Here is a 16,633-nt window from a genome sequence, read left to right as displayed (position 1 = left end):
GCTCTCACTTTTTGCAGTTCCCGCACACAGCCAAACACTACTCACCAACTTTCCCTGAAAACGCTTTTGAGTTTAGCCGTGCAAGCCATGCTCAATCGGGCACTCACCCCGCGCCAGCTTCCGCGCCCTCGCGACCAGAGTTTCTTCCATACTTTCACGGCCAATCATAATCACGAAGTCGCGTTGTTTCAGACCCGCCAGAGCGAACTGTGCCAGTTCATCCAGATCCTGCACTGGCAAGTCCACACCGATCTCCTTCATGCCACTCATAAATTCGTCGAAGGTCATTTCCGCCCCCTCCGCCGGCGGTTTTTCACGGGCCAGTTCTGCAGGGCGGTTACGCCGCGTCGTCCAGATTCCGGTTGGTAAAATGCCACCGGAGGGATAAAAAATACACGCGCGCAAAGCGCTGTTCTGACCAACGAGCTGGGCGTTCAGGCACTCGGTCATAATCGACACACCCGCTTTGCTTGAGGCATAGACCGACTGATCCGCAAGCGGTGAAATACCACCATCGCCGGAGGAGGTATTCATAATCACACCCTCCTCACCCCCGGCCAGCATACGCGGCACAAAGGCCTGCACACCGTGGGCAATGCCGCGGAGATTCACCCCCAACACCCATTGCCAGTCGTTAGGCGTGGTGTCCCACACATTGGCATTGGGCACACTCACCCCCGCGTTATTGCACAGCACATGACAGGCGCCAAAGTGTTCGTAAACCTTGCTGGCCAAAGCCTCGACAGACTCTGCCTTGGACACGTCGCAGACCACCGCCAGCACTTCGCCGCCCCCTGCGGCTAACTCCGATGCGGTGGCATCCAGCGCCCCCTGTTCCACATCTGACATGACGACCTTGGCACCCTCGGCTAAAAACGCCCTGGCCAACGCCTTGCCAATACCGCTGGCAGCACCGGTAACCACTACAACTTTATTGCTGAAATTTTGCATCGCCTGATCCTTATTATGTTGTTTAAAACTGCTGGTGAAAGTCGATACCTAACATTCTGGGCTCGCCCCAGGTTTCATTGAACACCCCGGAGGAATCCGCCACCGCGACAACACCAATGCGGTAGCGCTCATCCGTTACGTTTTTCATCCACAACGACACGGTTCTGTCTCCCTCCGGATGCTGCCAGCTCACCCGGCCATCCAACAGCTGATAGGCGGGCTGCCCCGCTGATGCGGGATCACGTTGAAAGGCCGCATATGAGCCGGGGTCAAAGCCGTAGAACACCTTGCTTTTATAGCTGAGGTCAGCCCGAGCACTGATCAGGCCATAGTCACCGGACCAGATATATTGCAGCCCCAATGCCGCAGATTTATCCGGCGATACGGGAAAGGTTTCATTGGTGCGATCGACGGTCTCCTGCCGCCCCAGCACTGCCGCCATTAAATCCAGCTCATTGAATTCGGTATAACGGTAATTATTCAGGCTCAAACTGGCATTGATTTGCAGCGCTATACTGGGTAGCCACAGTAATTCCAGCTCGCCGCCGTGAATTTCCGACTGGCCGGCATTACCAAACACCACAACAACGTTTTGGCCGGAATCGGCACCCACAGCAATCAACTGTTGCTGCTCAAAGTCCATGGCGTACACCGCACCGTTCAAGCGCAGGCTGCGTTCAAAGGCATCAATTTTGAAACCCACTTCGTGGTTGGTCACCACCTCCGGCTCGATCCGCTGCAAGCCATCGATACCGCGAGGCTCGAAAAACCCGGATTTAAACCCCCGGCTCCAGGTGGCATACAACATCGCATTACCCAGCACAGTGCTGTTCAGCCACGCCTCGGGCAAACTATAGGACAGGGACATCATCGGCGTGCTTTGGCTGAAGGTTTCTTCGCGCATTTCACTGCGCTGGGAAGCGGGGTCAAGAGGATAGTCCAATAGCGCGTCGCCATTGGCGTCGGGGAATAAGGACGCCGCCAAACCCACCGGATCGTCAAGCCAGCGCAACGGCCCAAGATAGGCGTAAAAATCGGCGGCTCCGGGGCCAAACACGCCGACATTGTTCGGCGCGGTGAACAAGCCACTGCCAGTCACACGCTGGCCAATCGCGGCCATATCGGCTTCGATCGTTCCCAGTTCGGCACGGCGGGTTTCAGCGGTAACCCGGTAGCCCAGGGTGAGCTCGATATTGTCGCTGATATCGAAGGATGCCTGGGCGAACATTGCCCCCGTCGTATTCGCCAGTTCAAAATCCGATGACACCAAGGGCGCGCCGATAAAACCGACAAGGGGAATCGATCCGCCGGGGGCGGGCTGGCTTGGCTCCTCCCCCGCAGCTATCTCAGCGAGGGTCGGACTATCGAGGCCGCGGAAGGTATTCGACACCGAGAAGTTTTCAGTATTGGTTTCACGCATCAAAAAAACACCCGCGGTATAGCGCAGGCGCTCCTCCATCGCGGAGCCGTTTACCTGAAACTCCAGACTATAGGAGCGACGGTCGCTATCGTCGGTATTGATGTAGCTGCTCCACAGTGCCGGTCCACCGTCGGGATCACTGGCTTGTATCGGCCCCTCTTTCTCCCCCCTCAATCCAATAACCGCCTTAACACTGAGTGTCTCGCTCATTTGCCATTCAGCGGTGGCGGCCAATAGCAGGGTATCCAGATCCCTGCCCAAACGGGGGTTCGATCCCTGGTTGGATTTTAAATCGCCAAGGCGCGCCCGCGAGTTGGCATCGCAATTCTCCTGAAAGGCACGAGGATTGGACGGGTCAGTATCTCCGGGGTGAGCTAACCACAGGCCCTGGTAGTAGAGCGCATCCTTGTTGGGCACCGTACAGTTAATGCCGCTGATATTTTCCCGCACTTTGCCGAGAAAGCCCTGGGTGTCCAGGCTGAACTCGGCGCTGGGCTCCCAACGGGTCTGAACCAACAGGGACTGGCGGTCATTGCTGGGGCTGCCAGCGCCACCCTGCCCGATGTTTTCGATATAGCCATCGTCCTTGGTGATATTGATCGCCACACGGCTGAAGAAGTGGTCGTTGATCGGCACATTTGCCCCTGCCTTCAAACGACGCTGCGAGTAATTACCCACGCCGACTTCAATGTAGGCATCGTCGCTGTCATCGGGCTTCAACAGGCTCACCACCATCGCACCGCCGGTGGTGTTTTTGCCAAACAGCGTACCCTGAGGTCCTCGTAAAACCTGAATACTGCTGATGTCCACGGTATCCAACAGCTGTCCGTCAGAGCGGGGTAAAAACAGGTCATCGATATACACACCCACCGTGGGATCTACACGGGTAAACCCGGTGCGTTCACCAATACCACGAATGTAAATCTGGTTGGCCTGCCCTTTGCGGATTTCCAGACTGGGGACCGACTTGGTCAACTCACTGGTGTTGGCGATACCCCGGTCGCGCAGATCATCGGCACTTATCGCGGTCACCGCGATGGGGATAGTCTGCATGCTTTCACTGCGCTTTCGCGCCGTGACCAGCACTTCTTCTATTTGCGCTGAAGCAGCCGCCGCCGGTTCTGCCGCAATCATTGCCAGCAAACAAAACCCACCACCCAAACCTAGACTCATTCGGCGCCGAGGGGGCCAACGCTTGTACATCACCCTCTGCACCGCAGGAAGTACGACATCACTGTTTTCAGACAAATCTCCACCCTCACACCACTCACGGCGGCCAATTATTATTAAACTTACGAGTATTATTACACTATAGTGCATTTATTTGGCAATAGCCGATCAGAAATAATAGACAACAAGACACCTGCTCACCTTCCGCTCCGTACACACGCCAGGCAAAGTGAGAGGAAGGAGGCGACGTCGTTGAATATTTCAGCGCGCTCGGTGTCATAAGCTGGCCCGGCGCAATGCATAATGTTTCGCGAATTAAACCGACAGAAGAAAAGCAGATGAATACCAGAGCTCGACAGCTAGCCATCACCCTCTCCCTGCTTGCGCTGGCCGCCTGTAGCAGCACAACCACGATTGAGAACGGCAACTGGGCGGGGTTCACCGAAACGGGGAAGGCGTCGTATTACGCCGACAAATACCAGAATAGAAAGACCGCCAGCGGCGAGGCCTACAAGCACGAACACCCTACTGGCGCCCACCGAAGACTGCCTTTTGGCTCGCGGGTACGGGTGACCAACACCGACAATGGCAAAAGTGTCGTGGTCAAAATCAACGACCGCGGCCCCTTTGTAAAAGGACGTATCATCGACCTGTCGAAGTCAGCGTTCAGCCAGATCGGCAATCTATCTGCGGGTATCGTAGATGTCGACATTGAGGTGCTTCGCTGACCGTTACCAAGCTCGGCACTGGTGGGCCTCCCTTGTCCGGATGAGGCCAAATTCCGCGTAAGGCCATAGAATCTCTCCTTCTTATCGCCGAAAAAACGGAACAATAATGAAAATCGGTATTTGCCTGCCTTATATGAAGCGCGACCTGAATCGCAGTACCTTCACCGACTGGTGCCGGGTCATCGATCAGGGGCCCTTCCACAGCCTGTCCTGTGGCGAACGCATTACCGGTTACAGTCTGGAAATGCGCAATATTCTCGCCTTTGCCGCCGCCCGTACCGAGCGGGTGCGTATTGTTCCTGCGCTCTATGTACTGCCCATGCACAGCGCAGTACAGGCCGCCAAGGAGATCGCCACTCTGGATATTCTCTCCGAGGGGCGGGTAACCCTCACCGTGGGTGTCGGTGGGCGCGAAAAGGACTATCAGGCCCTCGGAGCCGACATGCGGGGGCGCTTTCAGCGTATGGACGAGCAGGTCGCACTGATGAAACGGGTGTGGCGCGGCGAACAGATTGAAGACTTCGACGAGATTGGCCCGAATCCGGTGCAGGTCGGCGGCCCGCCGATTATGGTGGGCGCGATGGGACCGAAAAGCATCTCCCGGGTTGCCAAATGGGCCGACGGACTCTACGGTTTTGCCATGGACGGTGACCCGGCACTGATTAATCATTTTTTCACCAGCGCCGACCGCGCCTGGGCTGATGCGGGGCGGGACAGCAAACCCTATCGCATGGGCGGATTCTGGTACTCGCTGGCCGAGAACAGCGCCGCCGCCCTGCAGGATTATGTGTTCGACTACCTGAAAATTTTCGGCGAAGACGAGGCTCGGAAAGTCGCCCGGGGCATGACCATGCACGACCCCGACGCCATTCTCGCCGGCATCGCTGCCATTGAGGAACTGGGCTGCGACGAACTTCAGCTGGTGCCCGCCACGGGCAGTATTGCGGAGGTCGAAGGTCTGGCTGATCTCCTCTCTCGCCGCTAATCCATCGAAATATTCGATTGAATCGCACAGCTTAATGCGCTTTTTAATCGGCTGGGATTATCTATACTGGGTGCTTATTCAACACCGACAGGGAGTCCAGCCATGCCGCTCAAAAATACGCCTCAGCGCTACGGCTGGTTGAGCATCGCCCTGCATTGGTCGATGGCCATTGCCGTTATTGGCATGTTTGCTCTGGGCTTGTGGATGCGCGACCTGTCCTACTACGACCCCTGGTATCGCGACGGGCCCTTTATCCACAAAAGCGTCGGCATTATTTTGCTGATGATGCTTGTCCTGAGGGTACTGTGGCGGGCCAGCAATATCCGTCCCGACGACGCTCCGAGCCTGAAGACCTGGGAGCGGATCACCGCCCACCTCACCCACCTGGCGCTGTACGCCCTACTGTTTGCGATCATGCTCGCCGGCTACCTGATTTCCACCGCCGATGGTCGGTCGATTGAGGTCTTTGACTGGTTCTCAGTGCCCGCCACCCTGCACGGCCTGAGCAATCAGGAGGATATCGCCGGGGAAGTTCACGAAATTCTCGCCTGGCTGCTGATGGCAATCGTCGCCGTACACAGCCTCGCCGCCCTGAAACACCACTTTTTTGACCGCGACAATACCCTGAAAAAAATGCTCGGCATTGCCGCAAACCCTGCAACCCCAACCTCTGCCCAAAAGGAAGACCGCTGATGAATCGCTTGATTGCCCTTGGATTTGCCCTGCTGCTTGGCTTTGGCGCCACCGCCCACGCCACTGAATACAAAATTGACACCGCCGGTGCCCACGCCTTTATCCAGTTCAAGATCAAACATCTGGGTTACAGCTGGCTCTATGGACGCTTTGATGAGTTCGAGGGCCGTTTCAATTACGACCCGAAAAAACCGGAAGCCTCCAGCGTCGAGGTCACCATCAACACCGCCAGTATCAACAGCGCCCACGCAGAGCGGGACAAGCACCTGCGCGGCAAGGACTTTCTGGAAGTGGACAAATACCCCAAGGCCACCTTCAAAAGCACCAGTTTTACCCCCAAAGGCGATGGCAAGGCAGAGTTAAAAGGTACGCTGACACTGCATGGAGTAAGCCGTGAAATCACCATTGATGTGACTGAAATCGGTGGCGGCAAGGACCCCTGGGGAGGCTACCGCCAGGGCTTCCACGGCACAACGGAATTCGCCCTGAAAGATTTTGGCATCGACTACAACCTTGGCCCGGCATCGCGCACCGTGCAGTTGATCCTCGACGTTGAGGGCATTGCACAAAACATGATGTAAGCGGGAACTTTTCATTACCCACCCCGGTCTTAATTACCGACCTATCTCAATACCCTCATTCGGAGCCCTCGCGGCTCCGCTTTTTTTTGCCTGAACATATTGCGGAAATACACCCTTCTGACAGCGGGCGCAACACCGCCTATCGGGGTTCAATCGCGCGCAATTCCCGCCCGACCACCAGCACCGCACCCAGCAGTCCCAGCCCGGCGGCGGCCAGCCACAGCAACAGGCTTTCGCCCAAACCCAGACCAATCAGCAGAAAATCGCTGTGATACAAACCGGATAATTCCGACACTGGCCCACGCAGCCACAACAGGCAGGCCTGAAGCAGCAACCACGCCAGCACGCCCCCCATCAGCCCGTACCAAAACCCCATATACAGAAAGGGCCGACGCACAAAGGCATTGGTGCCGCCAACCAGCTTCACCACCAGAATTTCCGCCCGGCGGTTTTCAATCGCCAGCTTGATGGTATTGCCCACGATGAGCAGCACCCCTGCCGCCAGCATCACCGCCAGCGCGAGGGTCAAGCGTCGGCTGATCTCAGTGATGGTGTTGAGCCGCTGCAACCACTCCATATCGAGTTTGACAATATCCGCCTGGGGCATTGCCGCCAACTCACCGCGCAGGGCATCCAGCTGTTTGGTGCCACTGTGCTCGGCATGGGGAGTCAGAATAATCAGCCCCGGCAAGGGGTTGCTGTTCAGCTGGTCCAACACCTCGCCAAAACCGGAGCGCTCGCGAAACTCCGCCAGTGCCGCCGAGGGCGAAATATATTCCGCCACCGCGATATCCTCGCGCTTGAGCAACTCACTGCGCAGGGACTCGGCCGCGCTGTCGTCAACGCTGAACTTGAGAAACATCGACACCCGCGCCGCGCCGTCCCAGCCCTGACTCAGCTCATCCACATTATTCAGCGCGATATACAAACCTGCCGGTAACACCATCGCAATGGCAATCACCAGGGTCGTCATCAGCGTGGCGAGGGGACGCTTGAGCAAACGCCGCAGGCTCTCCCCCGCGACCTGACGGTGATGGCTGCGATAGCTGTCCAGCCGGTCGCGGAATCCGGTGCGGTGTTTTTTCGCACCAACGACCTCTCGGCGGGGGGGCTTGCCCGGCGACTGAAGCTTGCTTAACCGTCTTGGCTTGGGACTCGCCCCGCCCTTATTCCCGCTCATCGCCACCCCCGGCATTGACCAACTGGCCATTTCGTAAACTGAGCAGTTTGTAGGGCATACGCGCGATCAGCGACAGATCGTGGGTGGCAATCAGCACCGTTACACCCACCTGGTTGAACTGTTCAAACAGGCGCATGATCTCGGCGGAGAGTTGCGGGTCGAGGTTACCGGTAGGCTCATCGGCCAGCAGCAGCGCCGGCTTGTTCACCACCGCCCGGGCGATACCCACCCGTTGCTGCTCACCCCCCGACAGGGTAATGGGGTTGAGCTTTTCCTTGTCGAGCAGGCCGACCTTGTCCAGCGCTGCGCGCACTCGCCGACCAACATCGCGATGGCCGTAACCGGCAATAATCAGCGGCAGAGCGACATTGTCGAACACCGAGCGGTCAAACAGCAGTTGGTGATTCTGAAACACCACACCGATATCGCGGCGCAGCTCGGGAATCTTGCGGGCGGGCAACTTGGACACATTGCGGCCACCAATCAACACCTGTCCACTGGTGGCCCGCTCCATCACCATGATGAGTTTGAGCAGGGTACTTTTACCCGCACCGCTGTGACCGGTTAGAAAACGCATATCCCCGGGCGGCATATGAAAGCTGAGCTTATTCAGCGCCTCGTGGCCACCGGGATAGCGCTTGCTGACCTGATCGAACTGGATCATTGACTGCGTCGCCAGCCAAACAGGGCACCGACAAATTCATCGGCGCGGAAGGGGCGCAGATCGAGAATACCTTCGCCAACGCCGATAAAGCGAATGGGCAGGCTGAGCTGTTTGGAAATCGCAAACACGATACCGCCCTTGGCGGTGCCGTCGAGCTTGGTCAGGGTCAAGCCGGTCACACCGACGGCCTGCTGGAAGTGCTTGGCTTGGGAAAGTGCATTCTGGCCAGTGCCGGCATCGAGCACCAGCATGACCTCATGGGGCGCTTCGGGGTCGATTTTTTTCATCACCCGCACGACCTTTTTGAGCTCTTCCATCAGGTTGTCTTTGTTGTGCAGGCGCCCGGCCGTATCGGCGATCAACACGTCTACATCCCGCGACTTGGCGGCCTGCAGGGCGTCAAACAATACCGAGGCGCTGTCGGCGCCGGTGTGCTGGGCAATCACCGGCACATTGTTGCGCTCGCCCCACACCTGCAACTGCTCCACAGCAGCGGCACGGAAGGTGTCCCCCGCCGCCAGCATTACCGAACGGCCCCCGGCCTGGAACTGTTTGGCCAGCTTGCCAATGGTGGTGGTTTTGCCGACGCCGTTCACCCCGACCATCAGAATAACGTAGGGGCCTTCCTTGTCGGGAATGACCAGCTCCTGTTCGGCAGGCTCCAACAGCACTCGTAGCTCTTCCTGCAGGGCGACATAGAGGGCTTCCGGGTTATCCAGCTCGTTGCGCGACATTCGCCGGGTTAGATTGCCGATAATCTCGGTGGTGGCATCTACGCCGACATCGGCCATCAGCAGATGGGTCTCGATCTCGTCGAGCAGCTCGTCGTCGATTTCCTTGCGACCGAGAAACAGGTTGGCCATCCCTTCGCCCAACTGGGCGCCGGTTTTGCTCAGGCCTTCCTTGAATTTCACCAGCAGAGAGGCTTGCTCCTCCGGCGACAGTTCGAGATGCTGCCAGGGTGCGATTTCTTCATCGGCAATGAAGCCTTCGGCCGCCGCGAGATCCTCTTCCGAGCCGACAAAGCTCTCTTTAAAGCGGGTAAAAAAGCTCTTTTTCGCCGGTTTTTCCCCGTTTTCCTGCGCGTCTTCAGCGCCGGACAGGGCCGACTTCTCTTGATCAGTCATGGGCTTAGGTTTACAGCTGGAATAAAAGACGTATCCTACCACTTCTCGCAAATGACTGGCACCGGAACCCGCATGCCCCGCCGACCGAAATCACCACCCAGCCCCGCCCGCTCCACCAAAGCCCCCAGTCATCACGGCGACGGGGTGGTGCGCATCATCGGCGGCCAGTGGCGCAGCCGCAAGCTGCACTTTCACAGCGCAGAGGGTCTGCGCCCCAGCAGCGACCGCATTCGCGAAACCCTGTTCAACTGGCTGGCGCCCACCATCGCCGGGGCGCGCTGCCTCGATCTGTTTGCCGGATCAGGGGCACTGGGACTGGAGGCACTGTCCCGGGGCGCCGCGAGTTGCGATTTTGTCGAGAGCGACAGCGCCACCGCCAATCAGATTCGCCGCCACCTGGACACCCTGCTTTGCCGCGAGGGACAGGTGCACACCATGACGGCGGATCACTACCTGAGTCGCAACAATATCCCCTGGGATATCGTGTTTCTCGACCCTCCCTTCGGCAAGGAACTGCTGCCACCGGCCATTGGGGGTCTGTCCCCCCTTCTTCGGGCAGACAGCCTGATCTACATCGAAACCGCCAAGGGTGAGTCCGTCACCGTGCCCGGCCACTGGCGGGAGGAGAAACACAAAACCGCCGGGCAAGTTGAATACCGGCTGTATATCGTCGGCGAATAAACCACTAGCGAGGTCGGTTTTCCGCCCCCTTGCCCGCATCTGCCATGCCCTCTCGCTCCGGGCCAAAGGGCTTCACTGTCATCAACAGGGCCGGCATAAACAGCATATCGGCAACAAGAGCCGCGGCAATCGATACCGACAGCAACATGCCAAAATCGGCGATTACCGCCATATTGGAAATCTGATAGCAGGAAAAGGCCCCCAGCAGAATCAGCGTAGTTATCACCAGCGCGGGGCCAACATCACGCATGGACAGTTCCAGCGCCGAGGCGTAGTTCCCGGTTTCATAAAAGCGGCGGCGAAAACGGGTGACCAGATGGATGCTGTCATCCACGGCAATACCGATGGCAATGGTGGCCAACAACAGCTTCATATAATCCAGATGCATATCCAGCCAGCCCATCAGCCCCATCACCACCAGCACCGGCATGACATTGGGGATCATCGTCAGCAATCCCACCTTGATCGAGCCGAAGGCGATGCACAAAATCACCGCAATGCCGACAAACACCAGGCTGTAGCCGTAGAGCTGGGTGTCGGCAATATAGTCGGCGATTTTCACCCACATCAGCCCGATGCCCGTCTTGCGCACCTCGGCTCCGGGCAAGGGGTTGGCCTCCAGATAACTGTCTATCGCATCCATTACCCGGCGCACCTTCGAGGACTCAATAATTTCTATGCGCAACTCCAACACTGCCTGGGAATAGTCCCGGGTAATAAAGTCCTCCAGCTCCTCGCCGCCGGACATTTCATAGAGCAGAAAATACTGTGCGACCAGATTGCGGTCATCGGGTACGGTGTGCCTGGCCTTGTCATCGCCGTGGAAACTGCGGTTCAAGTCTTTCTGGATATCGACCACGGAATAGGTCTTTTTAACGTGGGGTAGCGACTCCGCATATTGCTGAAGCGCATCAATGGCGTTGAGCAGCTCCGGCTCCTTGAGACCATCGACGCGCTGAGTATCGATCAGGTAGGCGAAATTCAGCATTCCCCCCATGACCGATTCCGCCTTTTCGGTATGCTCACGCCACTCTACATGGGGCTTGAATTCGGTGAGAAAATTGAAATCGGTTTTCAGCATCGACAGCCCGATGACGCTGGCCACAAACACCCCGGCTCCGGCCCCCAACAGGACTCTGGGGTATTGCAGATTGGCATTAATACACCACTGCACACCGGCGCCGACATAGCGATTGCCCGTCGCGGCGGACTTCGCCCCCGGCGACGTTTGCTTGCCCCCCGCGAGAAATACCACCAGCAGCGACACCGAGAAAACCAGTGTAAACATCACCCCCGCCGCGGCATACATAGCCATCTCGCTGAGTACCTTGAGATGAGACACAGTCATTACCAGAAAGCCAAAGGCGGTGGTGACAGCGGCCATTAAACAGGCGCCGCCCACCTTGCCAATTGCCATTTGCACCGCCTGGCGGCGATCGCCGGTTTCACTGTTGGCTCGCTGGTATTCCAGAATAATATGCACCGACTGGGCGACCCCCACCGCACACAGCAGGGTAGGCACAATGCCGAAGAACAGCCCCAGCACCCAGCCGAAGATTCCCATCACCCCCAGCACCAGCACCGTGCTCAGAATCACCACCGCCAGCGGCCCCAGCAAACCCAGCAGGCTGACCCTAAACAGCAGAAAGGACATCAGCGCAAGCAGGCCCAGAGTCAGCAGGGTGCCAATCGCCGTATCATTCATAAACACATTGTTATAGGCGGCGTTCATCGCCACATCACCAGTAAGGTAGAACTCGATACCGGCGAATTCAGGGCGGTTGAGTATGTCGCGAATAGCCAGATCACTGACCTGGGGATAGAGGTTATCCATCGCCGGCCCCAGCTCGGGGTCGTGAATAATCTCCTCTAGCGTATCCACGCTACTGCGCTCCATCTCGATAATAATGGCAGCGTAACTGGCGTCGCTGTTGACCAGATAATCGACATACAGCGGCTTATCCAACACCGCCTCACGCAATGTCAGCAGCGATTGCTGGTCCCTGGGAAAGTCGAGCATCAGCTCGTCGATGGTGATGTCATCGCCATCCGCGCGGATAAATTCCACATTGGTCAGGCTGGTAACCTCGCGAACGAAGGGCACCTCATTCTCCAGCGCCTCGGTGAGCCGGGCGATTTTTTGCATCGCCTGATAATCAAATACCCCGTGCTCGCTGTCGGGTATGCGGTAGAGGATGTAGCTCACCTCGTCGGAATGGTAGGCACTGAGGTACTCACTGTAGGCGATATAGGCCGGATCGGATTTATCAAAATACGCATCCAGACTATTGTCGCTCTGAACCTTTCCGGCAAAGTAGAGCCCTCCCGCCAGCAGCGCCAGGCTCAACACCACGACCACCGCTCGGTGGGCGACTGCCCATCCGGCAAAGCGATAGAATACTCGGTCGATAATATCGACAAACTTATTTTGCTCAGTAGGCATCTGCACGGTGTCCCGATGTTATTGTTAGAAGCTGCCTACCTTGCCTTTGGCAGCGTTTTGCGATTCCCTGAATGGGCAGATAATATATAACGATCGGTATGTTCGCCACCTCGACAACGGCGCGCACTGCACCACTACATAACAAATAACGGAGTTTCTATGATCGCGGCCAGACAACTGTTCATGGTCTTAATAACGACCCTCCTTGCCGCACAGGCCAATGCAGAAGCCGATTTCGGCGATATGAGCGCCGACCAAAAGGGGCTGGCCATCGCCGAACAGGTCAAGGCCCGTGACCGGGGCTGGAACGACAGTCGAGCTGCCATGGAAATGCAGCTGTACCGGCGCGACAAGCTGCTCGCCACACGGGAAATGCGCATACAGGCTCTGGAGGTTGTGGATGACGGCGACAAATCTTTAACCATTTTCGACACCCCCCGCGACGTTCAGGGTACCGCGTTTCTCACCTTTACCCACGTTCTTGAGGACGATGAGCAGTGGCTTTATTTACCGGCGCTAAAGCGGGTCAAACAGATTTCCTCGAAAAACAAAACCAGTCCCTTTATGGGCAGCGAATTTTCCTATGAAGACCTCAACTCCTTTGAGGTGCCCCGCTACAGCTACACCTGGTTGCGCGACGAGCCCTGCGGCGACACCACCTGCTTTGTGATCCTTGCCCGCTCCAAAGACCCCTACACCGGCTACTCCAAGGAAACCATCTGGATTGATAAAGATGAATATCGACCATTAAAGGTCAAATACTACGACAAGCGCCAAAGCCTGCTGAAAACCCTGACCCTCAGCGATTACCTCAAATACCTCGATCGCTTCTGGCGGCCCGGCAAGCAGGTGATGGTCAACCATCAAAGTGGCAACCGCACTGTTATTCTGATGAAGGACTACCAGTTCAATACCGGCCTCACCGGCGAGGACTTCACCCGCAACAGCCTGATGCGGGCACGCTAACCGTGGCGCGCACCGGGCAGGCAAGAACCGCTCCGCTGTGGGCCCTGGCGGCGTTCCTGGCCGCACCGCCAGGTGGGCACGCCGAGGTTCAGGGCTATGTCGGTATACAGTCCCGCTGGTTTCCCGACACCCCGCTGGATCAACGCCAGCGCAGTGCCAGCCAGTCGCTGGTTGTGGTGCCGGAATGGTACCAGCAGTTCAACAACGGCGACGACAGCATCAATATCAAACTGTTTTACCGCCACGACCACAATGATCCCGAACGCCGCCACGGCGATGTTCGCGAGGCTTACTGGCGACATGTTGGCGGCGGCTACGAGCTGACCGTTGGTGTGAACACCCTGTTTTGGGGGGTCACCGAATCCCGGCACCTGGTCGACATTGTTAATCAGACCGATCAAGTCGAAGCCCCCGATGGCGAGGAAAAGCTCGGCCAGGCCATGATTCACCTGGCCCTGTTAAAGGACTGGGGCGTTCTCGACCTGCTGGTCTTGCCCGGCTTTCGTGAGCGCACCTTCGCCGGAGAAGCCGGTCGCCTGCGTTCCATACCGGTTACTGTCGAGGAGGGCGTTTATGCCAGCAGCGACGGCGATGAGCATATCGACACGGCCCTGCGCTGGAGCCACTACGTCAACGACGTCAGTGTCGGGTTGTCGGTATTCCGCGGCACCTCCCGCGAGCCACTGCTGTTTCTCGACAGCGAGCGCGGCGAAGCGGTACTGCGGCCGTATTATCCCCAAATGCAACAAAGCGGATTGGACGTCCAATATGTAAATGGCGATTGGCTGTGGAAGCTGGAGGCGATTTACCGGGATTATCTTGGCAACAAGCTGCTCAGCCGCACCCTGGCCACCGACTTTGCCGCAACAACCTTTGGCTTTGAAAAGACCACGGTAGATATCGCCGGCAGTGGCTGGGATCTCGGCTGGATAGCAGAATACTCCTATGACAGTCGCCCAGCCTCCGTCGCCCCCTTCGACGACGACCTGTTTCTGGGCGCACGACTGAGCCTGAATGACATTGCCGGCTCCGAACTGCTTATGGGCGTTAGTCAGGATCTGACCGTCAATGATGCCCATCTGGCCGTTGTCGAAGGCAGCACCCGTGTGGGCACCGCGACACGGATCAGTCTCGAGCTGAATTACTTCCACAGCAATTCACCTGAAGACGCACTGTTCCCTCTGCGGCAGGACAGCTTTGTGGAGCTGGGCATCGATTATTATTTTTAATACAAAAGCCCGGAACACGCTGCGGTAATTCCCCTGGCTTACAACCCACCTCGACTATTCACACTGCAATTTTTCCCATAATACTCACAACAAAAAAAGGGCGTCCTATGGACGCCCTTTTCATATTGCCGATCAGGTGGAATTACTTGCCGGTAAACTCCGGGTAAGCTTCCATACCGCACTCGGACAGATCCACACCTTCGTACTCTTCTTCTTCAGAGACACGCAGGCCGATGACCGCTTTCAGAATCGCCCAGACGATACCACTGATGATGAAGGTCCAGCCGAAGATAACCAGTGCACCGTAGATCTGGTTGCCGAAGGTTGCATCGCTGTTAGTCAGCGGCACAGCCAGCAGACCCCACAGACCCACTACACCGTGAACAGAGATCGCACCAACGGGGTCGTCGATTTTGATCTTATCCAGGCCGAGGATAGAGAACACTACCAGCACGCCACCCACTGCACCGATCAGGGTTGCTTCAACCGCGCCGGGAGCAAGGGGTTCAGCAGTAATAGCGACCAGACCAGCCAGTGCACCGTTCAGTGCCATGGTCAAATCCGCTTTGCCGAACAGGATGCGCGCCACCAGCAGAGCTGCGATCAAACCACCACTCGCTGCAGCATTGGTGTTAACAAAGACCTGCGCTGTCGCGTTGGCTTCTTCGATGTTGGACACCATCAGTTCAGAGCCGCCGTTGAAACCGAACCAGCCCATCCACAGGATGAAGGTACCCAGGGTTGCCAGCGGCAGGTTAGCACCGGGAATCGCATTGACCTGGCCGTTAGCGCCGTACTTGCCTTTGCGCGAGCCCAGCAGCAACACACCCGCCAGAGCTGCAGCAGCACCACACATGTGGACGATACCGGAGCCAGCGAAGTCAGAGAAACCGGCTTCAGACAGGAAGCCGCCGCCCCAGCTCCAGGAGCCTTGCAGAGGGTAGATAAGACCAGTCATCACTACTGCGAATGCCAGGAAGGCCCACAGCTTCATACGCTCGGCAACTGCACCGGAAACGATGGACATTGCCGTGGCAACGAAGACCACCTGGAAGAAAAAGTCCGCAGAGCCTGAGTAGTAAGTGTCGCCGTTAGAGGCCAGCACTTCTTCTACAGATGCGTCAGAAATGGAGTTGCCGAACCAGCTGTCGGGTAAAAAACCGCCCTCTGATCCGCCGTACATAATTGTGTAGCCGCAGAGCAGGTACATGGTACATGCGACCGCGAACAGGGAAATATTTTTGGTAAGAATTTCAGTGGTATTTTTAGCACGGACCAAGCCGGCTTCCAGCATGGCAAAACCTGCTGCCATCCACATTACTAACGCGCCACAGACCAGAAAGTAGAATGTGTCCAGGGCGTACTTGACCTGTATGATGTCTTCCATCACGTGCCCTCCAAAGGGAAAAGTAAAAACTGTTTTTAGTTTGTTGGAACAGTGCTCGGGGCGCTGTTTTAAATCGCGTCTTCGCCGGTTTCACCGGTACGGATACGAATCACCTGCTCAAGGGCCGAAACAAAAATCTTGCCGTCGCCGATTTTTCCGGTGTTGGCAGACTTGCTGATCGCCTCAAGTGTGCTGTCAACAACGTCGTCAGCCACGGCAACTTCAATTTTTACCTTGGGCAGAAAGTCGACAACATACTCTGCACCACGGTACAGCTCAGTGTGTCCCTTCTGACGCCCAAAGCCTTTTACCTCGGTAACAGTAATACCCTGCACACCAATGTCAGAAAGCGCCTCACGCACGTCGTCAAGTTTGAAGGGCTTGATAATCGCGGTTATCAATTTCATCGGAGTTCTCCTTGTCATGTG

At 57.1% G+C, this 16,633-nt stretch carries 15 protein-coding genes; 7 read left to right on the top strand and 8 right to left on the bottom strand.

Annotation, left to right across the window (positions count from 1 at the left end; all coding sequences use genetic code 11):
- Positions 1-72 precede the first annotated feature (72 nt).
- On the bottom strand, positions 73-951 hold the full coding sequence (locus tag HCU74_RS13640) for an SDR family NAD(P)-dependent oxidoreductase (RefSeq protein WP_168450989.1): 879 nt from the start codon (positions 949-951) through the stop codon (positions 73-75).
- A gap of 22 nt (positions 952-973) precedes the next feature.
- Positions 974-3,619: a TonB-dependent receptor gene (locus HCU74_RS13635; RefSeq protein ID WP_168450988.1), complete on the bottom strand. Its 2,646-nt coding sequence runs from the start codon at positions 3,617-3,619 to the stop codon at positions 974-976.
- A gap of 260 nt (positions 3,620-3,879) precedes the next feature.
- Here HCU74_RS13635 and HCU74_RS13630 point away from each other — a divergent pair, with 260 nt between their 5' ends.
- The 4 genes from HCU74_RS13630 (at position 3,880) to HCU74_RS13615 (ending at position 6,528) form a co-directional block, all read left to right on the top strand.
- Entirely contained in the window at positions 3,880-4,269 is a 390-nt protein-coding gene (locus tag HCU74_RS13630) for a septal ring lytic transglycosylase RlpA family protein (protein ID WP_210425286.1), read from the top strand.
- Positions 4,270-4,375: 106 nt separating this feature from the next.
- The gene (locus HCU74_RS13625; protein WP_168450986.1) at positions 4,376-5,254 is read left to right on the top strand and encodes an LLM class flavin-dependent oxidoreductase; all 879 of its coding nucleotides are present in this window, start codon (positions 4,376-4,378) and stop codon (positions 5,252-5,254) included.
- A 102-nt stretch (positions 5,255-5,356) separates the two neighbouring features.
- Positions 5,357-5,947, top strand: a complete 591-nt coding sequence (locus HCU74_RS13620) for a cytochrome b (RefSeq protein WP_168450985.1) — start codon at positions 5,357-5,359, stop codon at positions 5,945-5,947.
- A complete protein-coding gene (locus HCU74_RS13615) occupies positions 5,947-6,528 on the top strand; it encodes a YceI family protein (RefSeq protein ID WP_168450984.1) in 582 nt (193 codons plus the stop codon). Before HCU74_RS13620 ends, HCU74_RS13615 begins: the two co-directional genes overlap by 1 nt.
- A 139-nt stretch (positions 6,529-6,667) precedes the next feature.
- On the opposite strand, the gene ftsX is transcribed toward HCU74_RS13615, so the two are convergent.
- Genes ftsX through ftsY form a run of 3 tightly spaced genes read right to left on the bottom strand, consistent with a single transcriptional unit; the run spans position 6,668 to position 9,499 of the window.
- Positions 6,668-7,708: a permease-like cell division protein FtsX gene (gene ftsX, locus HCU74_RS13610; protein WP_168450983.1), complete on the bottom strand. Its 1,041-nt coding sequence runs from the start codon at positions 7,706-7,708 to the stop codon at positions 6,668-6,670.
- Positions 7,695-8,372 (bottom strand): cell division ATP-binding protein FtsE, encoded by a 678-nt coding sequence (gene ftsE, locus HCU74_RS13605; protein ID WP_168450982.1) that lies wholly within the window; start codon positions 8,370-8,372, stop codon positions 7,695-7,697. Before ftsE ends, ftsX begins: the two co-directional genes overlap by 14 nt.
- The gene (gene ftsY / locus HCU74_RS13600) at positions 8,369-9,499 is read right to left on the bottom strand and encodes a signal recognition particle-docking protein FtsY (RefSeq protein ID WP_210425285.1); all 1,131 of its coding nucleotides are present in this window, start codon (positions 9,497-9,499) and stop codon (positions 8,369-8,371) included. The genes ftsE and ftsY overlap by 4 nt, the downstream gene beginning before the upstream one ends.
- Positions 9,500-9,571: 72 nt before the next feature.
- Between ftsY and rsmD the strand changes: the two genes are divergently transcribed.
- The gene (gene rsmD / locus HCU74_RS13595; RefSeq protein WP_168450981.1) at positions 9,572-10,180 is read left to right on the top strand and encodes a 16S rRNA (guanine(966)-N(2))-methyltransferase RsmD; all 609 of its coding nucleotides are present in this window, start codon (positions 9,572-9,574) and stop codon (positions 10,178-10,180) included.
- Between the two features lie 4 nt (positions 10,181-10,184).
- Here the strand turns inward: rsmD and HCU74_RS13590 are convergent, their stop codons facing one another.
- Positions 10,185-12,623: an efflux RND transporter permease subunit gene (locus HCU74_RS13590; RefSeq protein WP_168450980.1), complete on the bottom strand. Its 2,439-nt coding sequence runs from the start codon at positions 12,621-12,623 to the stop codon at positions 10,185-10,187.
- A 183-nt stretch (positions 12,624-12,806) separates the two neighbouring features.
- Here HCU74_RS13590 and HCU74_RS13585 point away from each other — a divergent pair, with 183 nt between their 5' ends.
- On the top strand, positions 12,807-13,589 hold the full coding sequence (locus HCU74_RS13585; protein ID WP_246864645.1) for an outer membrane lipoprotein-sorting protein: 783 nt from the start codon (positions 12,807-12,809) through the stop codon (positions 13,587-13,589).
- A 2-nt stretch (positions 13,590-13,591) separates the two neighbouring features.
- A complete protein-coding gene (locus HCU74_RS13580; protein WP_168450979.1) occupies positions 13,592-14,818 on the top strand; it encodes a hypothetical protein in 1,227 nt (408 codons plus the stop codon).
- A 142-nt stretch (positions 14,819-14,960) separates the two neighbouring features.
- Here the strand turns inward: HCU74_RS13580 and HCU74_RS13575 are convergent, their stop codons facing one another.
- On the bottom strand, positions 14,961-16,205 hold the full coding sequence (locus HCU74_RS13575) for an ammonium transporter (RefSeq protein WP_168450978.1): 1,245 nt from the start codon (positions 16,203-16,205) through the stop codon (positions 14,961-14,963).
- A gap of 68 nt (positions 16,206-16,273) precedes the next feature.
- The gene (glnK, locus tag HCU74_RS13570) at positions 16,274-16,612 is read right to left on the bottom strand and encodes a P-II family nitrogen regulator (protein WP_168450977.1); all 339 of its coding nucleotides are present in this window, start codon (positions 16,610-16,612) and stop codon (positions 16,274-16,276) included.
- Positions 16,613-16,633: the final 21 nt, after the last annotated feature.

The sequence above is a fragment of the Spongiibacter thalassae genome (assembly GCF_012272835.1).
Taxonomy (GTDB): Bacteria; Pseudomonadota; Gammaproteobacteria; order Pseudomonadales; family Spongiibacteraceae; genus Spongiibacter; species Spongiibacter thalassae.
Note: the sequence above shows the minus strand (reverse complement) of the source record. Positions and strands in the feature narration are given on the sequence as shown.